The organism is Noviherbaspirillum suwonense, from assembly GCF_900182955.1.
Taxonomy (GTDB): domain Bacteria; phylum Pseudomonadota; class Gammaproteobacteria; order Burkholderiales; family Burkholderiaceae_D; genus Noviherbaspirillum_A; species Noviherbaspirillum_A suwonense.
Window position 1 is genome coordinate 1 of record NZ_FXUL01000005.1, and the last position, 19,300, is coordinate 19,300.

Genomic DNA, 19,300 nt, shown 5'->3' on the forward strand with positions numbered 1-19,300 from the left:
AAAAGGCGACCCCTACGATGGCGGTCCGCTGCGCGGACTGCACGCGCCGCCAGCACCTGAAACGGGAAGCGTCCGAAACTCGCTTCGCTCAGACAACGGACGCTTCTTTATCCGTTTCAGGCGCTGGCGACGCGTCGCCATCTAACGGGGATTCACTGCAACGGCAACAGCCACTTCACAGGCAACGGCAACTGCAACTGCAACTGCAACTGCAACGGCAACAGCAACAGCAACAGCAACAGCAACAGCAACGGCAACAGCAACAGCAACAGCAACAGCAACAGCAACAGCAACAGCAACAGCAACAGCAACAGCAACAGCAACAGCAACAGCAACTGTCGCTACGCGGAACGGCAACTACAACGGCAACAGCCGCTTCAAAGGCAACAGCCACTTCAAATGCAACAGCCACTTCAAATGCAACGGCAACTGTCGCTACGCGGAACGGCAACTACAACGGCAACGGTCGCTGCGCGGAGCTAACTGCAACAGCAACGGTCGCTACGCGGAACAACAACGACAACTGCAACGGTCGCTGCCCGGAGCAACCGTCACTCCACAAAACCGCTTCATCAACGGCTGCCTCCGCGAGTGCATAACCGCCCACGCCCCCACCAACTTACCGAAACACCACCGTCTTATGCCCATTCTGCAGAATGCGCTGCTCGACAAACCACTTCACCGCCCGCGCCAGCACCACACACTCGACATCGCGACCGATAGCCGTCAACGTATCCGGCCCCATCGAATGATCAACCCGCTCTACGTCCTGCTCGATGATCGGTCCTTCATCCAGGTCGCTGGTGACGAAATGGGCAGTCGCCCCGATCAGCTTCACGCCGCGGTCGTGAGCCTGGTAATAGGGCTTGGCGCCCTTGAAGCTGGGCAGGAAGGAATGGTGGATATTGATCGCCTTGCCTTTCAGGGCGGCGCACATCTCCGGCGACAGGATCTGCATGTAACGGGCCAGCACGACCAGGTCGATATCGCAATCCCGCACGATCTCCAGCACCTTGTCTTCCTGCGTGCGCTTCGCGGCGGCCGATGCGCCGGGTGCGAGCGGCAGATGGTGGAACGGGATGTTGTAGCTGGCGGAGAGCTGGTAGAAATCGGTGTGATTGGAGACGATCGCCGGGATCTCGACCGGGAGCAGGCCGCTCTTGTAGCGGAATAGAAGGTCGTTCAGGCAGTGGCCGATCTTCGAGACCATGATCAGCATGCGCGGCTTCTTGTGCGCGTCGTGCAGCTGCCAGTTCATCTGCATCGTGTCGCCCAGCGCCGCGAAGTCGCCGCGCAGCTGCTCGTCGCTGACGCCGGCATCCTCGAGCGAGAAATGGACGCGCATGAAAAACAGCTTCGACTGGGCGTCGCCGAACTGGGCGGAGTCGATGATGTTGCAGCCGTGGTCGGCCAGGAAGCCGGACACGCGATGCACGATGCCGCGCTGGTCGAGGCAGGAAAGGGTCAGGATGTATTCCGGATGCGTCATGTCTTGTTCGGATAGCTCGTGGTACGGGAAGGCCGCCATTGTCGCATGCGCCACGGTTTCCGAATATAAACGGCAGGCACAAAAACGCCGGCGACCCCTTCGGGACGCCGGCGTTTCTGGAACGTCGTGCTGTCTGGCTTAGACGGCTGCCTTGGCGACCGACAGGCTGGAGCGGGAGTTTTCCGCGCCGACCTGGGTGTCGCCGGCCAGTTCGCCGCCTTCTTCGATGACGATCTTGCCGTAGCGGACCGTGCCGATGACCTTGCCGGTCGAGTAGATGACCAGCTTCTGGCGGGCAGTCAGGTTGCCGTCGAACGTGCCGCGGACATGCGCGACGTCGATTTCGGCGGAACCGCTGAAGGAACCGTTTTCAGCAATCTGGATCTCGCGGGCTTCCATCGTGGCTTCCACGGTGCCTTCGACGACCAGCGTGTCGCAGTCGGTGATCTGGCCGCCGGTCAGCTTGATCTTCGGGCCGACGATCAGCTTGCTGCCGCCTTCATTGGCGACCGGCGCCTGGGCTGCCGGCTGGGGCGCTGCATTCGCGCTGCCCGGGGCCATGCCGACCGGGGAGCCGGCTGGCTTGACCGAGCCGGGCGCGGAACCGGCCTGGGTGGCCGTGCTGTTCAAAGGCGAGTTCGGGGTGGGGGAATTCGGTTCGCGCTTGCCAAAAAGGGTTTCGGAACGAAGCATGGGATCTCCTGGAAATAACAAGGGCTGGTTAAGGACACGTCAAGGACACATCGGGACACGTCGGGACACATCGGGAGCGCGCTTAAACTATCGTGGGATCAGTCGTTCGCCACCGGTAAGGGGCATCTTGAACGCTGGATCATCAGGGTAACACTATTGAGCCTGCGCATGAGCAGGCTCCCGGCTTGGTCTGGTGATCGGACGGAAAGTTCCTGTACTCTTAGAAAAACTCAAAAAAGCACGACCGTTTCAATCTACGCTATAGTGCCTCACCCATACTCAAGGAGACCTTTATGACAACCACTCTCGCCAACCAGCAGTTCCGCCTTGCCGCCCGTCCCGTAGGCCTGCCCAAGGACAGCGACTGGCAGCGCACTTCCGAGCCGGTACGCGAACTGGCGGACGGTGAAATCCTGGTCAAGGTGCTTTACCTGTCGCTGGACCCGGCGATGCGCGGCTGGATGAACGAAGGCAAATCCTACATCCCGCCGGTCGGCATCGGCGAGGTGATGCGGGCCGGCGGCATTGGCCGGGTGGTGGCGTCGAAGTCGCCCAAATTCGCGGTCGGCGACTTTGTCTCGGGCGGCACCGGCGTGCAGGAATACTGGATCGGCGCGGCGGATGACAAGACCGCCGCCTTCTACAAGGTCGACCCGAAGGCCGCGCCGCTGCCGAAGTACCTGAATGCGCTGGGCATGCCCGGCATGACCGCCTACTTCGGCCTGCTGGAAGTCGGCCAGCCCAAGGCCGGCGAGACGGTGGTGGTGTCGGGCGCGGCCGGTGCGGTCGGCCAGACCGTGGGCCAGGTCGCCAAGCAGCGCGGCTGCCGCGTGGTCGGCATTGCCGGCGGCCGCGAAAAATGCGACTTCGTGGTCAACGAGCTCGGCTTCGACGCCTGCATCGACTACAAGACCGGCTCGGTCAAGGACGGCCTCAAGCAGCACTGCCCCAAGGGCGTCGATGTCTATTTCGACAACGTCGGCGGCGACATCCTCGACGCCGTGCTGACCCGCATCAACCGCAAGGCCCGCATCGTCATCTGCGGCGCGATCTCGCAGTACAACAACACCACGCCGGTCAAGGGCCCGGCCAATTACCTGTCGCTGCTGGTCAACCGGGCGCGGATGGAAGGCATCGTGGTGTTCGACTGGGCCGACCGTTATCACGAAGGCGCGGCGCAGATGGCGCAGTGGATGAAGGAAGGCAATTTCAAGACCCGCGAGGACATCGTCGACGGCCTGGAAAACTTCCCGCAGACGCTGCTGATGCTGTTTGAAGGTCGCAATTTCGGTAAGCTGATCCTGAAAGTTGCCGACGAGAATTCCTGACGCGAGTCCGGCTACCGTACGGTTTTTGACGCCGACCCGCGTAAAGGTCGGCGCAAACGATTGACAATTTCCTGGGAGCAGGCAATCTGCTGCTCTCGCCCGATTCCCAGGAAAACCAATGACCAACCCCGGCCACCTCCCTGCGGTGCAATCCGTCATCGTCGAGCCGCTCCGGTTTACAGGCAGCGGCAGCGAATACTTCCGCATCTGGATCACCAACACCTTCCTGTCCATCATTACGCTGGGCATCTACTCGGCGTGGGCCAAGGTCAGGCGCACCCGCTATTTCTACGCGAACACCCGGCTTTCCGGCGCCAGTTTCGATTACCACGGCAAGCCGACCGCGATCCTCAAGGGCCGGGCCGTCGGGCTGGCGCTGCTGGTGGCCTACCAGCTGGCGACCGAATCGACCAGCGCGCTGGCGGCCGCCCTGTTCGCGCTAGCCTTGATCGGCATGCCCTGGCTGATCTGGAAAAGCCTGCAGTTCCGGCTGGTCAATTCCAGCTATCGCGGCCTGCGCTTCGGCTTTGCGGGCAGCCTGGCGGGCGCCTACCTTGCCTATCTGCTGTGGCCGGTGCTGGCTTTTTTCAGCGCCTTCCTGCTGGCGCCGTTCGCGCACCAGCGCATCAAGCGCTACCAGCATACGCAAAGCCGCTACGGCGCCGTGCGCTTCGATTTCCATGCCGGCGTCGGCGGCTTCTATCTCACTTACCTGAAGACCCTGCTGGTGATGCTGGCGGGCGTCGCCGTGCTGGCGCTGCTGTTCAGCGGCACGCTGTCGATGGTGACCAGGCGTTCCGTGGCGCCGGGCGCCCATGTCAGCCTGCTGGGATTCATCGCGGCGCTGTATGCGTGGTTCTTCCTGATCGTTCCGCTTTTCTCGGCCATGATGCAGAACCTGGTCTGGAACCACACCAGCATCGGGCCGCACCGCTTCGAGAGCCGGGTGTCCCCAGGCCGGGTGCTGTTCATCGCGCTGACCAACCTGGTGGCCATCGTCTGCACGGCCGGCCTCTTCACCCCGTTCGCAAAGATAAGGATGCTGAAATACCGGATCGAAGCCATGGCGCTGCTGGCCGACGGCAGCCTGGACGACTTCGTGGCCGATGCCCAGGCCCAGGCCGGCGCGCTGGGCGAAGGCGTGGCAGACCTGCTCGACCTCGACCTGGCGCTCTGAACATGCCCGCGACGCTAGCGCCGACGGCAGCGCCACTGGCGGCAGTCTATTTCGACGGCCTTACCTCGCGCCGCCACCGGGTCATGCTGGCTGTCGAGGATGGCGTCGCCCGCGTCACCGGCGAAGCCGAACGCCGGTGCCCGCTGGCCGACCTGCGGGTTTCGGAAGCGAGCCGGCATGGCGCCCGCATCGTCACCTTTCCGGACGGCGCCTTCCTGGAGATCGATGACAAGGCCGCCTTCGCCAGCCTGCTGGCCAGCACCGGCCATCGCGGCACGCTGGTGGCGCGGATGCAGCAAAGCTGGCGCGCCACGCTGCTGGCCGCCGCGGGCATGGCCGTCGCCCTGCTGCTGCTCTGGCGCTTCGCATTGCCGCTGCTGGCGGACGCGGTGGCCGCCGCGGTGCCGGCCGGCGTGGAGCAGGCGCTGGGCAAGCGCGTGCTGGAGGAAATGGACCGGACCTATTTCGCCGCGAGCACGCTGGGCCAGGCCGCGCAGGCGCGCATCGCCGCGCAATTCGCGCAGTTGACGCAGTCGATGCGGCTGACGGCAGGCGCGGACGGCGCGCCGCCCTACCGGCTGCTGTTCCGGAAAAGCCGGATCGGCCCCAATGCGCTGGCGCTGCCGTCCGGCCAGGTCGTGCTGACCGACGAACTGGCGCGCCTGCTGCAGGACGACGGCGACGCGCTGACCGGCGTGCTCGCGCATGAACTCGGCCACCTGCAGCGACGCCACCTGATGCGCCGCGTGGTCCATGGCGCGGCGACCGGCGCGGCCGCCACGGCGCTGTTCGGGGATGCGTCCGCGATGCTGGCGACGGTGCCCGCGCTGCTGCTGGACCTCAAGTATTCGCGCGACGCCGAGATCGAGGCCGACGACTTCGCCGCGGGCGCAATGGCGGCCGCCGGGCTGGACCCGGAGCGGCTGGCGGAGGCGCTGGAACGGCTGGCGGGCGACGGCGGGCATACGGCCGCCTACCTGTCGAGCCACCCGGACACCGCGGAACGGGTGGCCAGGCTGCGTAACCGGCGGCCCTGATGCAAGTTGGAATTGGCCGGTGGCTGGCCCGGCCGCCCGGCGCGGTGCCGGGCCAGGCTCAGGCGGTGCCGCCCACCGTCACCCCGTCGATGCGCAGGGTCGGCTGACCGACGCCCACCGGCACGCTCTGCCCTTCCTTGCCGCATACGCCGACGCCGGAATCGAGCCGCATGTCGTTGCCTATCATGGACACGCGGTTCAGCACGTCCGGGCCGTTGCCGATCAGCGTCGCGCCCTTGACCGGGTAGCTGATCTTGCCATCCTCGATCATGTAGGCCTCGCTGGCCGAGAACACGAACTTGCCGTTGGTGATGTCGACCTGGCCGCCGCCGAAGTTGACCGCGTACAGGCCGTTCTTCACCGACGCGATGATTTCCTGCGGGTCGCGGTCGCCGCCCAGCATGTAGGTGTTGGTCATCCGCGGCATCGGCAGGTGGGCGAAGGATTCGCGGCGGGCGTTGCCGGTGACCGGCATCTTCATCAGGCGGGCATTCATGGTGTCCTGGATATAGCCTTTCAGGATGCCATCCTCGATCAGCGTCGTGCACTGGGTCGGGTTGCCTTCGTCGTCGATGTTGAGGGAGCCGCGGCGGTCGGCCAGCGTGCCGTCGTCGACCACCGTCACGCCCCTGGCGGCGACGCGGTCGCCGAGGCGGCCGGAAAACGCGCTGGAGCCCTTGCGGTTGAAGTCGCCTTCGAGGCCGTGGCCGATGGCTTCATGCAGCAGGATGCCGGGCCAGCCCGGGCCAAGCACCACGGTCATCGGGCCGGCCGGCGCGGGACGCGCCTCGAGGTTGACCAGCGCCGACGCCACCGCGTCGGACGCATAGGTTTCCAGCAGCTCGTCGGTGAAATACGCATAGCTGTAACGGCCGCCGCCGCCGGACGAACCCATCTCGCGGCGGCCGTTCTGCTCGGCGATGACCGTCAGGGACAGGCGCACGAGCGGCCGGATGTCGGCAGCCAGCACGCCGTCGCTGCGCACCACCAGCACCACGTCGTATTCGCCGGCGAGGCCGGCCATGACCTGCACCACTCGCGGGTCCTTGGCGCGGGCGATGCGCTCGATGCGTTCGAGCAGCCTGACCTTTTCGGTCGCGTCCAGCGAACTCAGCGGATCGTGCGGCAGGTACAGCGAACGGCCGCCCGACGCGGTCACGCCGGCCGCCACCTTGACCCGGCCGGCGCCCTGGCGGCCGATGGTGCGGGTGGCCGCCGCGGCTTCCAGCAGCGCCGCTTCGGAGATTTCATCGGAATACGAGAAGGCGGTCCGGTCGCCGGAAATCGCGCGGACGCCGACGCCCTGGTCGATCGAAAAGCTGCCGGTCTTGACGATGCCTTCCTCCAGGCTCCAGCCCTCGCTCTTGGTGAACTGGAAATACAGGTCGGCATAGTCGACCTTGTGGGTGAACATCGTGCCCAGCACCTTGATCAGTTTGGACTCGTCCAGGCCGAAAGGCGTCAGCAGCACGTCGCGGGCGAGCGACAGGGTCTGGATATTGGGTTCGAATGGTTTCATGGTGTCGGTGCGGTCGCTGGTTGGCTCGGATAGGCAAAACAGATTAACCGATTGCCACGCTTCTTGTCTTCAGGCGCAAATCACATCGGCGATTCACGCCAGAGAATCACATCACCCGGTGCCGCAGCGCCGGCAGGTTGCCGCGCACGGTCTCGATCTTTGCCGGATCGAGGTCGCCGCCGACCACGCCCTCGCCTTCCGGCAGCACGGCCATCACCTCGCCCCAGGGGTCGACCAGCATGCTGTGGCCCCAGGTGCGGCGGCCGTTGGGATGCACCCCGCCCTGCGCGGCGGCCAGCACATAGCACTGGTTTTCGATCGCGCGTGCGCGCAGCAGGATGTCCCAGTGCGCCTGGCCGGTGGTGTAGGTGAAGGCCGAGGGCACCACGATCAGGCTGCAGCTTCCCATGGCCCGGTACAGTTCCGGGAAGCGCAGGTCGTAGCAGACCGACAGGCCGACCTGGCCGAACGGCGTCTCCAGCGTCCGCACGTCGCCGCCGGCGGCGATGGTGCGCGACTCGTCGTAGCTTTCCTCGCCGCGCGTGAAGCCGAACAGGTGGATCTTGTCGTAGCGTGCGGCGGCGCTGCCGTCGGGACCGTAGGCCAGCAGCGTGTTGAGCACCTTGCCGGGCGCCGGCGCGGCCAGCGGCAGCGTGCCGCCGATCAGCCAGATGCCGAGTTCCCGCGCGAGGGACGCCATCGCATCCTGGATCGGGCCGCCGCCCGGCTGCTCGGCAACGGCCAGCTTGTCCTTTTCGTGCATGCCGAGGATGGGCCAGTATTCCGGCAGCAGCACCAGGCTGGCGCCGTCGCGCGCGGCCTCGGTCGCCAGCCGGCGGGCCGTGGCGATATTGTCGGCAACGACGGGCGTGGAAATCATCTGTACGGCGGCTATCCGGTTCATCGCGCTTGTCTCTCCTGGCTGGCGGTAGGGTTGCTGGCGACCGGGCTGGCCTTGCGGTTGCGCCGGTCCACCTTGGCGATCTCCGGGTCCTTCCACGACCCGGCAATCTGGTATTCCATCGTGAATGCCTCGGTCAGCGGGTCCCGCAGCACCAGCTGGGCGAGGAAGGTGCCCAGGCCGATGACCGGGTTGACCAGCAGCCCGTAGGCCACCGACGCCGCGCCCACGTTGATCTCGGGCAGCACCACCACGTTCAGGTTCTGGGTTTCCTTGACGATGTCGACCGAGCCGTCCAGCAGCACCGCGGCCGACACGCTGCGCATCTTGAAGCTGTCGGTGGTCATGATGCCATGGGTGATGCCGGCGCTGGCGACGATGCCGTCGAATGCGAAGCCCTCGGAAAACACGTCGCGGAAGTCCAGCGTCAGCCGCCGCGGCAGCGACTGCAGGCTCAGCACGCCCAGCAGCTTGGCCGCGCCCGGGTCGACCTTGAGGAACTGGCCGGCCGCCAGGTCGAGCTGGACCTGGCCGGACAGGCTGGCGAGATCCAGCGAGAACGGCAGGCCGTTCCAGGCCAGCGTGCCCTTCATGCTGCCGCGCCCGCCGCGCAGCACGTGCTGGAAGCCGAAGCGCTCCAGCAGCCGGCCGGCGTCGGCCACGTCGAGCGTGTAGTCGAGGCCGGACAGGTTCGCGCCGTCGCGCAGCGTCCATTTGCCGGTCGCCTTCAGCGCGCCGTCGGGATTGGTGATCGAGAGCTTGCCGATCCGCCATTCGCGCCAGGTGTCGGTGCGCACGTTGTTGGCCGCCAGTTCGAGGCGGCCCAGCTTCTTGCCGCTCAGTTCGAACTGCTCGGCGATGATGTCCAGCGCCGGGATCTGCGTGGTCGCGCTCTTTTCCTCCATCAGGTCGGACATGCCGGTCGTCGCCGACTCGGGTATGGTCAGCGAGGCCAGGCGCGCCGTCACCTTGCCCAGGCCGCGCCCGGAGCGCGACTCGTTCCAGGCCACGTGGCCGGACGCCTGCGCCGACTGCACGTTGGCCTGCCAGACATTGCCCTCGTGCGACACGCCGACCACCACGTTGTCCAGCTTCTTGCCCATGATGACCAGTTCGGTCGCGCTCAGGGCCAGCGTGTCGGGGTCCACGTACTGGCGCATGCCCTTGTCGCCTTCCGGGGCGGTAGTTGCGGCAGTTGCGGCGGTCGCGGCGGTCGCGGTTGCTTCGGATGCTTCGGCGGCGGCTGCGCCGGGCGCGGCCGGCTTGCTGGCGGCCATCGACGCCACGAGGCCGCGCCAGGCGTCGGCATCGAGCCGGTCGACCGCGAGGTTGAGCATCAGCCCGCTTTCCGGCTGCGGCGCCGGGGCGTCGACGCCAATGCCGCCCCGGACCACTTGCCATTCGGCGTGGCGGTCGTCGGCCTTGCGGCGGCTGTAGCGCGCCTCGATCGCGCGGCCCAGGGCCAGGCGCAGTTCGTCGCGCAGTTCGCCCGGCTGGGCGGAAGGCATGCCCGCCATTTCGAAGCGCAGCGGCATCGCGTCGCCGGCGGCCTTGCGTAACGGCGCCGGGAAGTCCAGCGCCACGCCCTGCAGCGCGGACTCGACGACGATATCGGGCCGCTTGTTCCTGACATTGATCTGCGCGGTGTAGCGGCTGCCGCCGCTGATGCGGCCCAGCAGCCCCTGCATCGCGGGCGTCGGGTAATTCTTGCGCAATCCTTCGGCGGTGAACGCGCCCTCGGCCCGGATCGCGATGTCGGCGTCGCGCTGGCCGCCGCCGGTCACGGTGGCCGGGCCGCCGAGGAAGGTCGAGCGGATATTGTTCAGCGCGAATCCCTTCTCGTGGAATTTCAGCTCGCCGCTGGTCTGCAGCAGCGGCGGGATCGTCGGCTCCAGCGTCACGTCATTGCCGGCGAACTGCAGCGCGCCCTGCACTTTCGTCTCCAGCAGGCGCGCCAGCGGCAGCTGCAGCTTCAATGCCATCTTCGCGTTGCCGGTGCCCACGCTGTGTTCGGTGAAGTGGCCTATCCATTCGCCGATCGGGCTGTCCTTCGTATATTGCAGGTAGTCCTGCAGCGCGCCGGCGCCGCTGCCGTGGATGTCGAGCACATGGTCATGGTCGAGCAGGTCGGCGATCACCGCATCCACGTTGCTGAGCATGACATTGCTGGTCTGCGCGCTGTCCGCATGGATTTCCATCCGCGCGCGTTCGAAACTGAAATTGCCGCGTATCTTCTCCAGCAGCGGCCACATCGGCTTGACGTTGTCGGCGGCGAGATGGCCGGGCGTGTAATTCAGGCTGCCGTTGTCGAGCTTGCCGCTGACGGCGAACTGGCCGTGCTGGCGCTGGCTGCCATGGAAGGGAAAATGCGCCAGCTCGCCCTTGAGCACGACGCTGACATCGTGCGCGCGGCCGGCGACCAGCGCGCCGCCCAGCCATTCGCGCAGCTTGGCCGGCGTCTGCAGCGGCAGCAGGCGGCCGGTCTGGCCGACGTCGAATTCGCTGATCTTCGCGCTCAGGTCGGCGACGCCGGGCGACTTCAGGCCGCCGGCAGACAGCACCGCCTGGTATTTGCCCGAGACCGACGCCGTCATTGCCGCCTGCCTGAAGCGCAGGCTGTCGATATCCACCTGCAGCTGGCCCTCCTCCTGGCCCTCCCGGTGCAGCGCCCATTTCGCCTGCAGGTCGAGCTGGCTGAACGGCAGCGACGGGTCGGCGAGATAGCCGGGCAGCTGCAGCACCGCGTCCCGGGACGCCAGCCGGATGCTGCCGCCCTGTTCGCCGGCGTCGATACTGCCGCTGAGGTTGGCGAAGCCGGGCATGGCCGCGACCGCTTCCTGCGCGGCCTGCCCGCCGGCGGCGGCGCGCGCTGGCCGGGCCGGCCGCGGCGCAAGCGACAGCCCGCTGAAATTGCCCTTGACCCGGTATGCGACCACGTGCGGATACTCGCCCTGCCAGCTCGCCGCGAAGTTGCTCAGCACGCCGCGCGGCGCGATTTCCGCCAGCAGGTGCCGCCGGGTCGCGTCCAGCGGCAGCCGGCCGACGAAGCTGGCGATGGTCTGCAGGTCGAGCAGGCTGGCCTGCACCTCGGTACGCTGCGGTGCCCTGGCCGTCGCCGCGACGAAGGTTTCGCTGATGGTGGTCGACGGCAGCTTCAGCCCGTCCTCGGTTTCCATCGAAAAGTCGCTCAGGCCGACGGTATGGCCCAGCGCGCCCAGCGTCGGCATGCCATCCGGATTGGCGTCCAGCACTTCGCTTGCCGATATCCGGCCATTCGCCTGCTTCAGGGCCAGCGGCTCCAGGTCGGGCGCGAGCCGGGTCCAGAGGCCGTCCAGCGACAGGTCGGCGGTGAAGCTGGCCACCCGGGCCTGGTCGAAATCCAGCCAGGCGCGAACCGCGCCGGTGCCGGCGCGCACTTCCACCGGGTAGTCGAAATAGGGCCGCCAGCGGGCGAGGTCGGTGTCGCGCCAATCCGCGTACACCGTGCCGGTCCAGCGCCTGACATCGGCGATGCGGCTTGCAAACGACGGATGGCTGAAGTCCGCGCGGATGTCGAGCGGCGCGCCCAGCGCGGCCGGCGGCGTCGCCTTCAGCGCAAAACGGTGATGCCGCCACTGGTTCAGCAGCAGCAGGTCCACTTTTTCCAGCTTCAGTTCGGGCGCGCCGCGCTGCGCATCGCGCCAGCGGACCCAGCCATTGCGCACCACGATCTGCCGCTGCGACAGCAGCCAGTTCAGGCCTTTTCCGTCGTCATTCGGCGTCTGCTCGACCAATACGCCGCCGACATACAGCTTGCCGTCGGCGCTGCGTTCCACTTCGAGGTCGGGGCGGTCTATCTGCAGCGAGTCCAACCGGAGATCGGCTACCAACAGCGACTTCCATGACAGCGTGGCAGCCACCTGCGGCAAGCTCAGCGCCGCTTCCCCGCCGCGGTTGTGAACCACGACATTGCCCAGCACCAGGCGGGGATTCAAGCCCTGCCAGGACGCATGGATCGTGCCGATGGTGACGGTCCGCGCCAGCGTCTTGCTGGCCATCTGCTCGACATTCGCCTTGTATCTATCGATATTCGGCAATACCAGGTAGCGCAGTCCGATCACCGTCGTGCAGAAAATGAAATACAAGACCACCAGGCCGGTCAGCAAGGCGCCCAGCAGGTGATGCGACAAGCGGTCCGCCATCCGATACCACACCCTGGCGCGGCGCCAGCCGTAGTCGGCAAGACTGCCCAAGCGCTTGAAGAGGGGTGGTTGACTGGACATCGGGACAGGGAACGGGGAAAGGAAAGGGAACTCGGATGCGGGATGCAAAAACCGCATGTTCGCATGGATGACTGTGATTCGCCGCCGGAAACCGCAAATCGGCCTAAAATACCCGCCTTGTTTTCCAGCCATTTTTCCCCGCCATTCTTTGCCAGGAAGCATCAACTTGACTGACCAGACCGCCTCGCGTTTCCTCCGCCGCTGGCTGCAGGCCGACCCCGGCCGCACCGCAATGCTGCAACAGACCGCGGGCGCGCCGCTCATGCCGGACGATATCGCCCGCCTGCTCGACGAGCAGACCGAGGCGGGCATGCCGCTGCCGCGTGCGATGCGGCGCGTACGCAACCTGGTAATCGCCACGCTGATCGAACGCGACCTCGGCGGCCGGGCCGACCTGGCCGAAGTGGTGGAAACCATGTCCCGCTTCGCCGATTTCGCGGTGCGCACCCATCTCGACGCGCTCAGCCGGGACATGTGTGCGCTCCACGGCACGCCGACCGGCGCGGAATCCGGCAGGCCGCAGCAGCTGATCGTGCTCGGCATGGGCAAGCTGGGCGGCGACGAGCTCAACGTGTCGTCCGACATCGACCTGATCTTCGTCTACCCGGAAGACGGCGACACGCAGCCCGACCAGCCGGGCCAGCGGCAGTTGTCCAACCATGAATTCTTCATCCGGCTGGGCAAGAAGCTCATTGCCGACCTGTCCGAGATCGCGGAAGACGGCTTCACCTTCCGGGTCGACATGGCGCTGCGCCCGAACGGCGCGTCCGGCCCGCTCGCGGCCAGCTTCAACATGGTCGAGCAATACCTGATGGTGCAGGGACGCGAATGGGAACGGTACGCCTGGGTCAAGGCGCGTGCGCTGACCGGCGACCCGGATGACATTGCCGTGCTGGACCGCATCGTCCAGCCCTTCGTCTACCGGCGATACCTGGATTTCGGTTCGATCGACGCCATGCGCAACATGCATGCGCAGATCCGCGCCGAAGTGCGGCGGCAGGAAGCCCGCCACCCGGAGCGCAGCGACAACGTGAAGCTGGGCCGCGGCGGCATCCGCGAGATCGAGTTCCTGGCCCAGGTCTTCCAGCTCATCCGCGGCGGCCGCGAACCCGAATTGCGCGACCGCTCGACCCGCCGGACGCTGGACATCCTGGCGCAGAAGCGGCTGCTGGGCGACGAGGAAGTCGCGCAGCTACAGCAGGCATATGCGTTCCTGCGCAATCTCGAACACCGGCTGCAGTACCTGGACGACGCGCAGACCCATACGCTGCCGGCAAATGACGAAGACAGGCTGGTGATCGCACAAATGGCAGGTCACGCCGACGTGCCCAGCCTGATGGCGGAATTGCAGCAGCATCGCTCTATCGTCGCCGCGCAGTTCGATGCGATATTCAGCGACAAGACCGTGGCCCCGGCGGACGAGCAGAACACGATGTCCAGCCCGGAACTGTCGGCCGCCTTGACGGACGGCGATACCGAAGATGCGATCACCGCTCACCTCAGTGCGCTGCAGTATGAGAATCCCGTGGTCGCCGCGCGCCGCCTGACCGATGTCTGGAACTCGCCGCGCATGCAGGCGATGACGGAGAACAGCCGCAACCTGATGGTGTCGCTGGTCAATCGCGCCCTCCCCGTCATTGCCGGCATCGCCGAGGACAAGTCGGCGACGCTGGGCCGGCTGCTCGACTTTTTCGACACGATCGCCCGCCGCGCATCCTACCTGGCGCTGCTGACCGAATATCCGCAGGCGCTGGAGCGGGTGATCAAGATGATGGCGGTCAGCGCCTGGGCCGCCGGCTACCTGACCCGGCATCCCCTGCTGCTCGATGAATTGCTCGACGACCAGACCCTGCGTTCACCGCCTGACTGGACCGCCTTCGCCGCCGAATGCCAGCGCCAGCTCGATGCCGCCGCGGGCGACACCGAACGCCAGATGGACCTGCTGCGCGAATTGCATCATGCGCAGCTGCTGCGGCTGCTGGCGCAGGACCTGGAAGGCGACCTGACGGTCGAGCGCCTGGCCGACCACCTGTCCAGCCTGGCCGATGTGCTGGTCGGCGCGACTGTCCGCGCCGCCTGGCAGACGGTGCGCACCCGGCACTGCGAGGTGCCGCGCTTTGCCGTCATCGCCTACGGCAAGCTGGGCGGCAAGGAACTCGGCTACGCGTCCGACCTCGACGTGGTCTTCCTCTACGACGACGACGACCCGGAGGCGCCCGGCAACTATGCGCGGCTGGCGCAGCGCTTCATCACCTGGATGACCAGCCACACGCCCGCCGGCATCCTGTTCGACGTCGATATTGCGCTGCGGCCGGACGGCGCGAGCGGACTGATCTGCTCGTCCATCGCCTCGTTCGAAAAATACCAGCTGACATCGGCCTGGGTCTGGGAACACCAGGCGCTGACCCGCGCCCGCTTCTGCGCCGGCGACGAAACGATCGGCCAGCGCTTCGAGAGCCTGCGCGAGCAGGTGCTCTGCCTGCCGCGCGACCCGGACAAGCTGCGCGCCGACATCCTGAACATGCGCAGGAAGATGCACGAGGCCCACCCAAACCGCTCGCCGATGTTCGACCTCAAGCATGATGAAGGCGGCATGATCGATATCGAGTTCATGGTGCAGTTCCTGGTGCTGCGCCACGCGGCCCGGCACCCGGAACTGACCGGCGACATCGGCAACATCGCGCTGCTGAAACTCTGCGGCCGGCTGGGCCTGATCGACGCCGCGCTGGCCGAACAGTCCGCCAACGCCTACCGGCTGTTCCGCCGGCTGCAGCACCAGATCCGGCTGCGCGGCGAGGAACGCGCCCGCGTCGCCGTCGAGCGCATCGCCGCCGAACGCGCCAGCGTCGAGGCGCTGTACGCCCAGGTCTTTGCCAGCCCCGACTGACGCCGGGAAGCCAAGTTGCCGGAATGCTTCGGATAAGGGATAATCCGGCCTGCGTTGCCGAGATGGCGGAATAGGTAGACGCACGGGACTCAAAATCCCGCGCTGGAGACAGCGTGCCGGTTCGATTCCGGCTCTCGGCACCAATGAATTCAAGGGCTTAAGCGATTAAGTCCTTTTTTCATTTTTGGGCTCAGTTTTGCAATTTGGTTCAGTTCCGCAAAATGGCATGGTGAAAGGTTGATATGCGCGCCCTCCCCCGCCTTAATCCAAGCTTGCTTCGAAGCCCTCGACGACAGCGACGGGCCGCCCGCCCCCCTTTCTCGACCGTGGATTCGGGCTCCGGCCTTGAACCGGTAGATATCGCCGAAACCCGCATCACGGATGAGGAAGTCCAAGCGCTGCATCAGGTAATTTCCGAACTGAGCGACTACATCCGGCGGACGGCGCCGGGGCCGGGGCCGGGGCCGGAGGCAATGACACTGCTGATCAAGGCGGAGCAGATTGTTGGTTTGACCAGCAGGTAAAACAAAATTTAAGTGCAAAACCTCATCTTGCTGATGATCGCACATTGGTGCATAAAGCAACTGTCATTGTCATTGATGCAACGTATGTAACCGTAGATACTAAACTGTGCAACTGGAATCTAGTTGCACTACACTGAACTCCAACAGATAATCCCGTGTTCAAAAAAGATAAGCTTTTTGCCAGACTGTACAGAGTCCCGCCGCCTAAAGATTTTGGATGGGATGACTTGATAACAGTGATGCGACGAGAAGGTTTTTAGAAAACTGCGATGGTGGATCACATTACATTTTTGAACATGAGAGCGGCTTTCGATTTTCAATGTCAAAAACGCATCCATCTGGCATTTCGAAACGTTACCAGATCGAAAACGCAAAGTCGGCCATTAAAGCAGTTCAGAGTGCAAGCGAGGGAACGCCATGAGTAAATTAAATCTAGCCCACAAAGGGTTTACTGGGTCCTATGAGATCAGCTTTGAGGATGATTGTCTTCATGGAAAAGTTTTATTCATCGAAGATCTCATTACCTATGAGGGTAATACAGCAGGCGAGTTGAGAAAAGCTTTCATAGCTGCAGTCGACCGTTACTTGGAATATTGCAAAAAGACTGGAAAGCCAGCGAACAAGCCATATAGCGGCACGTTCAATGTCCGGGTAGGCGCAGAATTGCATCGGAAGGCTGCGGTATGCGCTCAAAGGCGAGGAGTTAATTTAAACGAAGTTGTCGCGCAAGCGCTCCAGGTTGCTGTTGATCATGACGGACTGGCTAAAGTCGCGCATTTGCACAAACACGAAGTAACGATTGCGGCACCGCAGGTTTTTGAGGATGTCATCGTGACAATGGAGCGGCCGACAGCTTGGGGGCAGCTCAATGCAGCAGCTCACTGATTCGATGCCCGCGCCACTTCAATTAAATTTGTCTTTGTCTCAGCTGGCCGAGGTGCTTATCAAGCATCACTCTATCCATGAAGGGCTGTATGACGTTTCCTTTCATTTCCAGATTGCCGTTGGCGCCGTCGGCCCCCAGGGTGAGCAAGTAGTGCCAGGGGCAATGATCGGTATAAACGGAATTGGCCTCGCAAAAACTGAAAATCCGGGGCCGCATACCGTTGATGCAGCTGTTTGCAATCCCGTGAAAAAAAGCCGAAAAAAAGATCCGACGTAAAGCAAGCCCACCGCGCGCGGGCTTTTTCAATTCCCCATTTCATCTACTTTTTAAAGCTCATTGGCCCAAGCGCGAGAGTATTAGACTTACTCCCCGGACGGCTTCTTCCGCACATCCCCCCACACGATTTTCCCGACAAACAGCGGCGCCAGCGCCCTCGTCCGCGGCGACACCAGTTTATACGAGACGACCCGGATCTTGCCGTCGTTGCCCATGCGTCCGTGCATCACATGCCGAAATGGCCTTAGTCGCTTTTCCGCACCACCAGATACTCGTCATTCCTCCGCATCGACGGCACGCCCTTTTTCCGGCGCCGGTCGTCCGCGGCGCGCCGGCGGAACAGCAGGACGAACGCGAGGAGGATGCAGTTGGACGGGGCGCAGGCCCATGGCATCAGGACCTCGTCAGATTGTTATCGTGTCGTCCTTCCTGGCGCTGGTGCGGGCAATGCCGAACTCGAACGAAACACCTGCTCGACCCGGCTCGTAGGATGTAATAAGCAAAGCGCATTACACCGTTCGTTGCGGACAGGCGATGGTGGTTGATTGGACGGTGGTGCAATGCGCTTGTGCGCATTACACCCTACGGATTTTCAACGCACCTTGTGAACGGGGATTTGTATAAGACATGTCCTGGCGTTTTCAACCATGCCGGCGACAACCCGAAACCGGGCACGGGCTGAAGCGCCTGTCCAAATGCCAGGCCGGTCGACCTCCCAAGGTAATGCGAGCTAACCGGTCCCGTCTGCTGCCCACCCTGACCCAGGCTCCGGAAAACTTCCTGAGCAATAGGGATGTGCCGGACGAAGCCTTGCACTACAACGGGCCTTTCGCCCACGGTCCGGTAATGGCCACCGTGATGCCGGGCGTATAGATATTGGCGAACAGGGTGCGGCCGCTCGGGTCGAAGCATGCGCCGGCGAGTTCGGCGGTCCGGTGGTCGCCGGCGGCGCTCGTGGGTTTGCCCGCAGTGGCAAGCTGGTCGGCGGCCAGGTTGACATTGTTCTTTGCAAAGATGTAGGCATCGCCCGATGCGGTGATGCCCATCAGCCGCTGGCCGACGCCGTACGGGTCGAGAGTCAGTTCCTTGCCGCCGTCCTCGCACATCAGCAGGCCGCCGCGCGGACTGACAGTCAGGTTGTCGCCCATGCTGCCGACCAGCGGACTTGGGCTGCAAAAGATGCACTTGAGGCTATGCCGCGCGAGATCCAGTTCGAAGATGGTGCCATTCGCTTCGGCGCCGCCGCTGGTGTCCATCACATAAATCTTCCCGGCGTGATGCCAGATGCCTTCGCCGCGGTTCATGCGCAGCGCGCCCTGCGCCCACCCCTGGACGAAGGGTCCGGACGCCGACTTGATGGCGATGCCCGTGGGGCCGGTGGCATCGCCGCGGTTCTGGTCCGGGTCGGCGATGTCGACCCATTCCAGCGGATAGACCGAGTTGATCGAAGCAGCCGCAAGATTGGCGTTGGGCGTGCCGCGCACCCTGGCCATCTGCAGTTGGCCGCCCTGCGCCAGCGAGCCCGGCGCGCCGGTTTTCACGGTCGGCACATAACGGTAGAAGCCTGAGCGGGCAGCACTGTCCTCGGTCATGTAGACGATGCCGCTCGCCGGATCGACTGCAACCGCTTCATGCCCGAACCGGCCCATGCCGACGATGGGCCGGCCGGTGGTTTTGCCCGGGTCGGGCAGCACCTCGAAGACGTAGCCGTGCCGCTTGCCCTCGGTGCTGGCAGTGTCCGAGCCGATTTCCTCGCAGCTTAGCCAGGTTCCCCAGGGCGTCACGCCGCCGGCGCAGTTGCCAGTGGTGCCGCCCAGGCTGGGCGTGACGCTGACCCAGTTGCCGTCGCGGTAGACCAGGTTGGTCGTGCCGCCACTGGCGACGCTGGCAGAGGTGGCATTTTTGGCGCCGCGGTCGTAGACGGCCGGCGCGTGGATGAAGGATGCGGCCGCGCCGAATAGGCATTCGTGGTTGCGCACCAGGACCAGTTCAGTTGCGCCGCCCGCCTTGCGAGACAGGACGACGCCCATGCCGTCATGGTTGCCCGGACATGGCCTGCCATCGGCCATGATGTCGTCGCGCCAGCCGAAGCTCTTGTAGCTGAAGCCAGCCGGCAGTTGCAGCAGCGGCAGCCCGGTGGCGAGATCCCTTGCCGGCGCGATCGGGCCATAGGGGCTGTTGACGAGCGCGCTGGCAGCGCCCGCGCGGGCCGGGCCGGACTGCAGCGCGGCAAGCACGCCGAGGAAAGGCGCGGCATTGGCGCCTGCGAGGCCCATGAGAAGGCCGCGGCGGGTACGTGAGAAATTCTTGTCGTTCATTGT

The 19,300-nt window shown here is 64.9% G+C and carries 15 protein-coding genes and 1 tRNA gene; 7 read left to right on the top strand and 9 right to left on the bottom strand.

Annotation, left to right across the window (positions count from 1 at the left end):
* Positions 1–152: 152 nt before the first annotated feature.
* The 3 genes from QOL82_RS08775 to QOL82_RS08785 all read right to left on the bottom strand — a co-directional run bounded on the left by QOL82_RS08775 (position 153) and on the right by QOL82_RS08785 (position 2,182).
* Positions 153–335, bottom strand: coding sequence for a hypothetical protein (locus tag QOL82_RS08775; protein ID WP_283441879.1), 183 nt, complete (start codon positions 333–335; stop codon positions 153–155).
* Positions 336–619: 284 nt separating this feature from the next.
* Positions 620–1,489 carry a formyltetrahydrofolate deformylase gene (purU, locus tag QOL82_RS08780; protein WP_283441880.1) on the bottom strand — a complete coding sequence of 290 codons (870 nt, stop codon included), beginning with the start codon at positions 1,487–1,489 and terminating at the stop codon, positions 620–622.
* A gap of 138 nt (positions 1,490–1,627) precedes the next feature.
* Positions 1,628–2,182, bottom strand: coding sequence for a bactofilin family protein (locus tag QOL82_RS08785; RefSeq protein WP_283441881.1), 555 nt, complete (start codon positions 2,180–2,182; stop codon positions 1,628–1,630).
* 293 nt (positions 2,183–2,475) lie between these two features.
* Between QOL82_RS08785 and QOL82_RS08790 the strand changes: the two genes are divergently transcribed.
* The 3 genes from QOL82_RS08790 to QOL82_RS08800 all read left to right on the top strand — a co-directional run bounded on the left by QOL82_RS08790 (position 2,476) and on the right by QOL82_RS08800 (position 5,724).
* Positions 2,476–3,510, top strand: coding sequence for an NADP-dependent oxidoreductase (locus QOL82_RS08790; RefSeq protein WP_283441882.1), 1,035 nt, complete (start codon positions 2,476–2,478; stop codon positions 3,508–3,510).
* A 118-nt stretch (positions 3,511–3,628) separates the two neighbouring features.
* On the top strand, positions 3,629–4,687 hold the full coding sequence (locus tag QOL82_RS08795) for a YjgN family protein (protein WP_283441883.1): 1,059 nt from the start codon (positions 3,629–3,631) through the stop codon (positions 4,685–4,687).
* A 2-nt stretch (positions 4,688–4,689) separates the two neighbouring features.
* Positions 4,690–5,724, top strand: a complete 1,035-nt coding sequence (locus QOL82_RS08800; RefSeq protein WP_283441884.1) for a M48 family metallopeptidase — start codon at positions 4,690–4,692, stop codon at positions 5,722–5,724.
* Positions 5,725–5,782: 58 nt separating this feature from the next.
* Here QOL82_RS08800 and tldD read toward each other — a convergent pair whose 3' ends face one another.
* From tldD to QOL82_RS08815, 3 genes are all read right to left on the bottom strand, one after another.
* Complete coding sequence (tldD, locus tag QOL82_RS08805) at positions 5,783–7,243, bottom strand: metalloprotease TldD (protein WP_283441885.1); 1,461 nt, start codon at positions 7,241–7,243, stop codon at positions 5,783–5,785.
* A 106-nt stretch (positions 7,244–7,349) separates the two neighbouring features.
* The gene (locus QOL82_RS08810; protein WP_283441886.1) at positions 7,350–8,147 is read right to left on the bottom strand and encodes a carbon-nitrogen hydrolase family protein; all 798 of its coding nucleotides are present in this window, start codon (positions 8,145–8,147) and stop codon (positions 7,350–7,352) included.
* Positions 8,144–12,406, bottom strand: a complete 4,263-nt coding sequence (locus QOL82_RS08815) for a YhdP family protein (RefSeq protein ID WP_283441887.1) — start codon at positions 12,404–12,406, stop codon at positions 8,144–8,146. The genes QOL82_RS08810 and QOL82_RS08815 overlap by 4 nt, the downstream gene beginning before the upstream one ends.
* 166 nt (positions 12,407–12,572) lie before the next feature.
* Here QOL82_RS08815 and glnE point away from each other — a divergent pair, with 166 nt between their 5' ends.
* Both glnE and QOL82_RS08825 read left to right on the top strand, forming a co-directional pair.
* The gene (gene glnE / locus QOL82_RS08820; protein ID WP_488158807.1) at positions 12,573–15,293 is read left to right on the top strand and encodes a bifunctional [glutamate--ammonia ligase]-adenylyl-L-tyrosine phosphorylase/[glutamate--ammonia-ligase] adenylyltransferase; all 2,721 of its coding nucleotides are present in this window, start codon (positions 12,573–12,575) and stop codon (positions 15,291–15,293) included.
* A gap of 56 nt (positions 15,294–15,349) precedes the next feature.
* Positions 15,350–15,436, top strand: a tRNA-Leu gene (locus QOL82_RS08825).
* 6 nt (positions 15,437–15,442) lie between these two features.
* Here QOL82_RS08825 and QOL82_RS08830 read toward each other — a convergent pair.
* Complete coding sequence (locus QOL82_RS08830) at positions 15,443–15,697, bottom strand: hypothetical protein (protein ID WP_283441889.1); 255 nt, start codon at positions 15,695–15,697, stop codon at positions 15,443–15,445.
* A 537-nt stretch (positions 15,698–16,234) separates the two neighbouring features.
* Between QOL82_RS08830 and QOL82_RS08835 the strand changes: the two genes are divergently transcribed.
* Both QOL82_RS08835 and QOL82_RS08840 read left to right on the top strand, forming a co-directional pair.
* Positions 16,235–16,702: a type II toxin-antitoxin system HicB family antitoxin gene (locus QOL82_RS08835; protein WP_283441890.1), complete on the top strand. Its 468-nt coding sequence runs from the start codon at positions 16,235–16,237 to the stop codon at positions 16,700–16,702.
* Positions 16,686–16,979 carry a hypothetical protein gene (locus tag QOL82_RS08840; RefSeq protein WP_283441891.1) on the top strand — a complete coding sequence of 98 codons (294 nt, stop codon included), beginning with the start codon at positions 16,686–16,688 and terminating at the stop codon, positions 16,977–16,979. Before QOL82_RS08835 ends, QOL82_RS08840 begins: the two co-directional genes overlap by 17 nt.
* Before the next feature lie 244 nt (positions 16,980–17,223).
* Here the strand turns inward: QOL82_RS08840 and QOL82_RS08845 are convergent, their stop codons facing one another.
* Together QOL82_RS08845 and QOL82_RS08850 are read right to left on the bottom strand one after the other, a co-directional pair.
* Positions 17,224–17,373, bottom strand: a complete 150-nt coding sequence (locus QOL82_RS08845; protein ID WP_283441892.1) for a hypothetical protein — start codon at positions 17,371–17,373, stop codon at positions 17,224–17,226.
* Positions 17,374–17,794: 421 nt separating this feature from the next.
* Complete coding sequence (locus QOL82_RS08850; RefSeq protein ID WP_283441893.1) at positions 17,795–19,297, bottom strand: PhoX family protein; 1,503 nt, start codon at positions 19,295–19,297, stop codon at positions 17,795–17,797.
* Between the last annotated feature and the right edge of the window lie 3 nt (positions 19,298–19,300).

What these genes read in the sequence shown, in the direction of transcription:
- QOL82_RS08850 (WP_283441893.1), bottom strand. Translation starts at nt 19,297, where the DNA reads ATGAACGACAAGAATTTCTCACGTACCCGCCGCGGCCTTCTCATGGGC.
- QOL82_RS08840 (WP_283441891.1), top strand. Translation starts at nt 16,686, where the DNA reads ATGCAGCAGCTCACTGATTCGATGCCCGCGCCACTTCAATTAAATTTG.
- tldD (WP_283441885.1), bottom strand. Translation starts at nt 7,243, where the DNA reads ATGAAACCATTCGAACCCAATATCCAGACCCTGTCGCTCGCCCGCGAC.
- QOL82_RS08815 (WP_283441887.1), bottom strand. Translation starts at nt 12,406, where the DNA reads ATGTCCAGTCAACCACCCCTCTTCAAGCGCTTGGGCAGTCTTGCCGAC.
- QOL82_RS08830 (WP_283441889.1), bottom strand. Translation starts at nt 15,697, where the DNA reads ATGCAGCGCTTGGACTTCCTCATCCGTGATGCGGGTTTCGGCGATATC.
- QOL82_RS08795 (WP_283441883.1), top strand. Translation starts at nt 3,629, where the DNA reads ATGACCAACCCCGGCCACCTCCCTGCGGTGCAATCCGTCATCGTCGAG.
- purU (WP_283441880.1), bottom strand. Translation starts at nt 1,489, where the DNA reads ATGACGCATCCGGAATACATCCTGACCCTTTCCTGCCTCGACCAGCGC.
- QOL82_RS08800 (WP_283441884.1), top strand. Translation starts at nt 4,690, where the DNA reads ATGCCCGCGACGCTAGCGCCGACGGCAGCGCCACTGGCGGCAGTCTAT.
- QOL82_RS08785 (WP_283441881.1), bottom strand. Translation starts at nt 2,182, where the DNA reads ATGCTTCGTTCCGAAACCCTTTTTGGCAAGCGCGAACCGAATTCCCCC.
- QOL82_RS08835 (WP_283441890.1), top strand. Translation starts at nt 16,235, where the DNA reads ATGAGTAAATTAAATCTAGCCCACAAAGGGTTTACTGGGTCCTATGAG.
- QOL82_RS08810 (WP_283441886.1), bottom strand. Translation starts at nt 8,147, where the DNA reads ATGAACCGGATAGCCGCCGTACAGATGATTTCCACGCCCGTCGTTGCC.
- QOL82_RS08790 (WP_283441882.1), top strand. Translation starts at nt 2,476, where the DNA reads ATGACAACCACTCTCGCCAACCAGCAGTTCCGCCTTGCCGCCCGTCCC.
- QOL82_RS08845 (WP_283441892.1), bottom strand. Translation starts at nt 17,373, where the DNA reads ATGCCATGGGCCTGCGCCCCGTCCAACTGCATCCTCCTCGCGTTCGTC.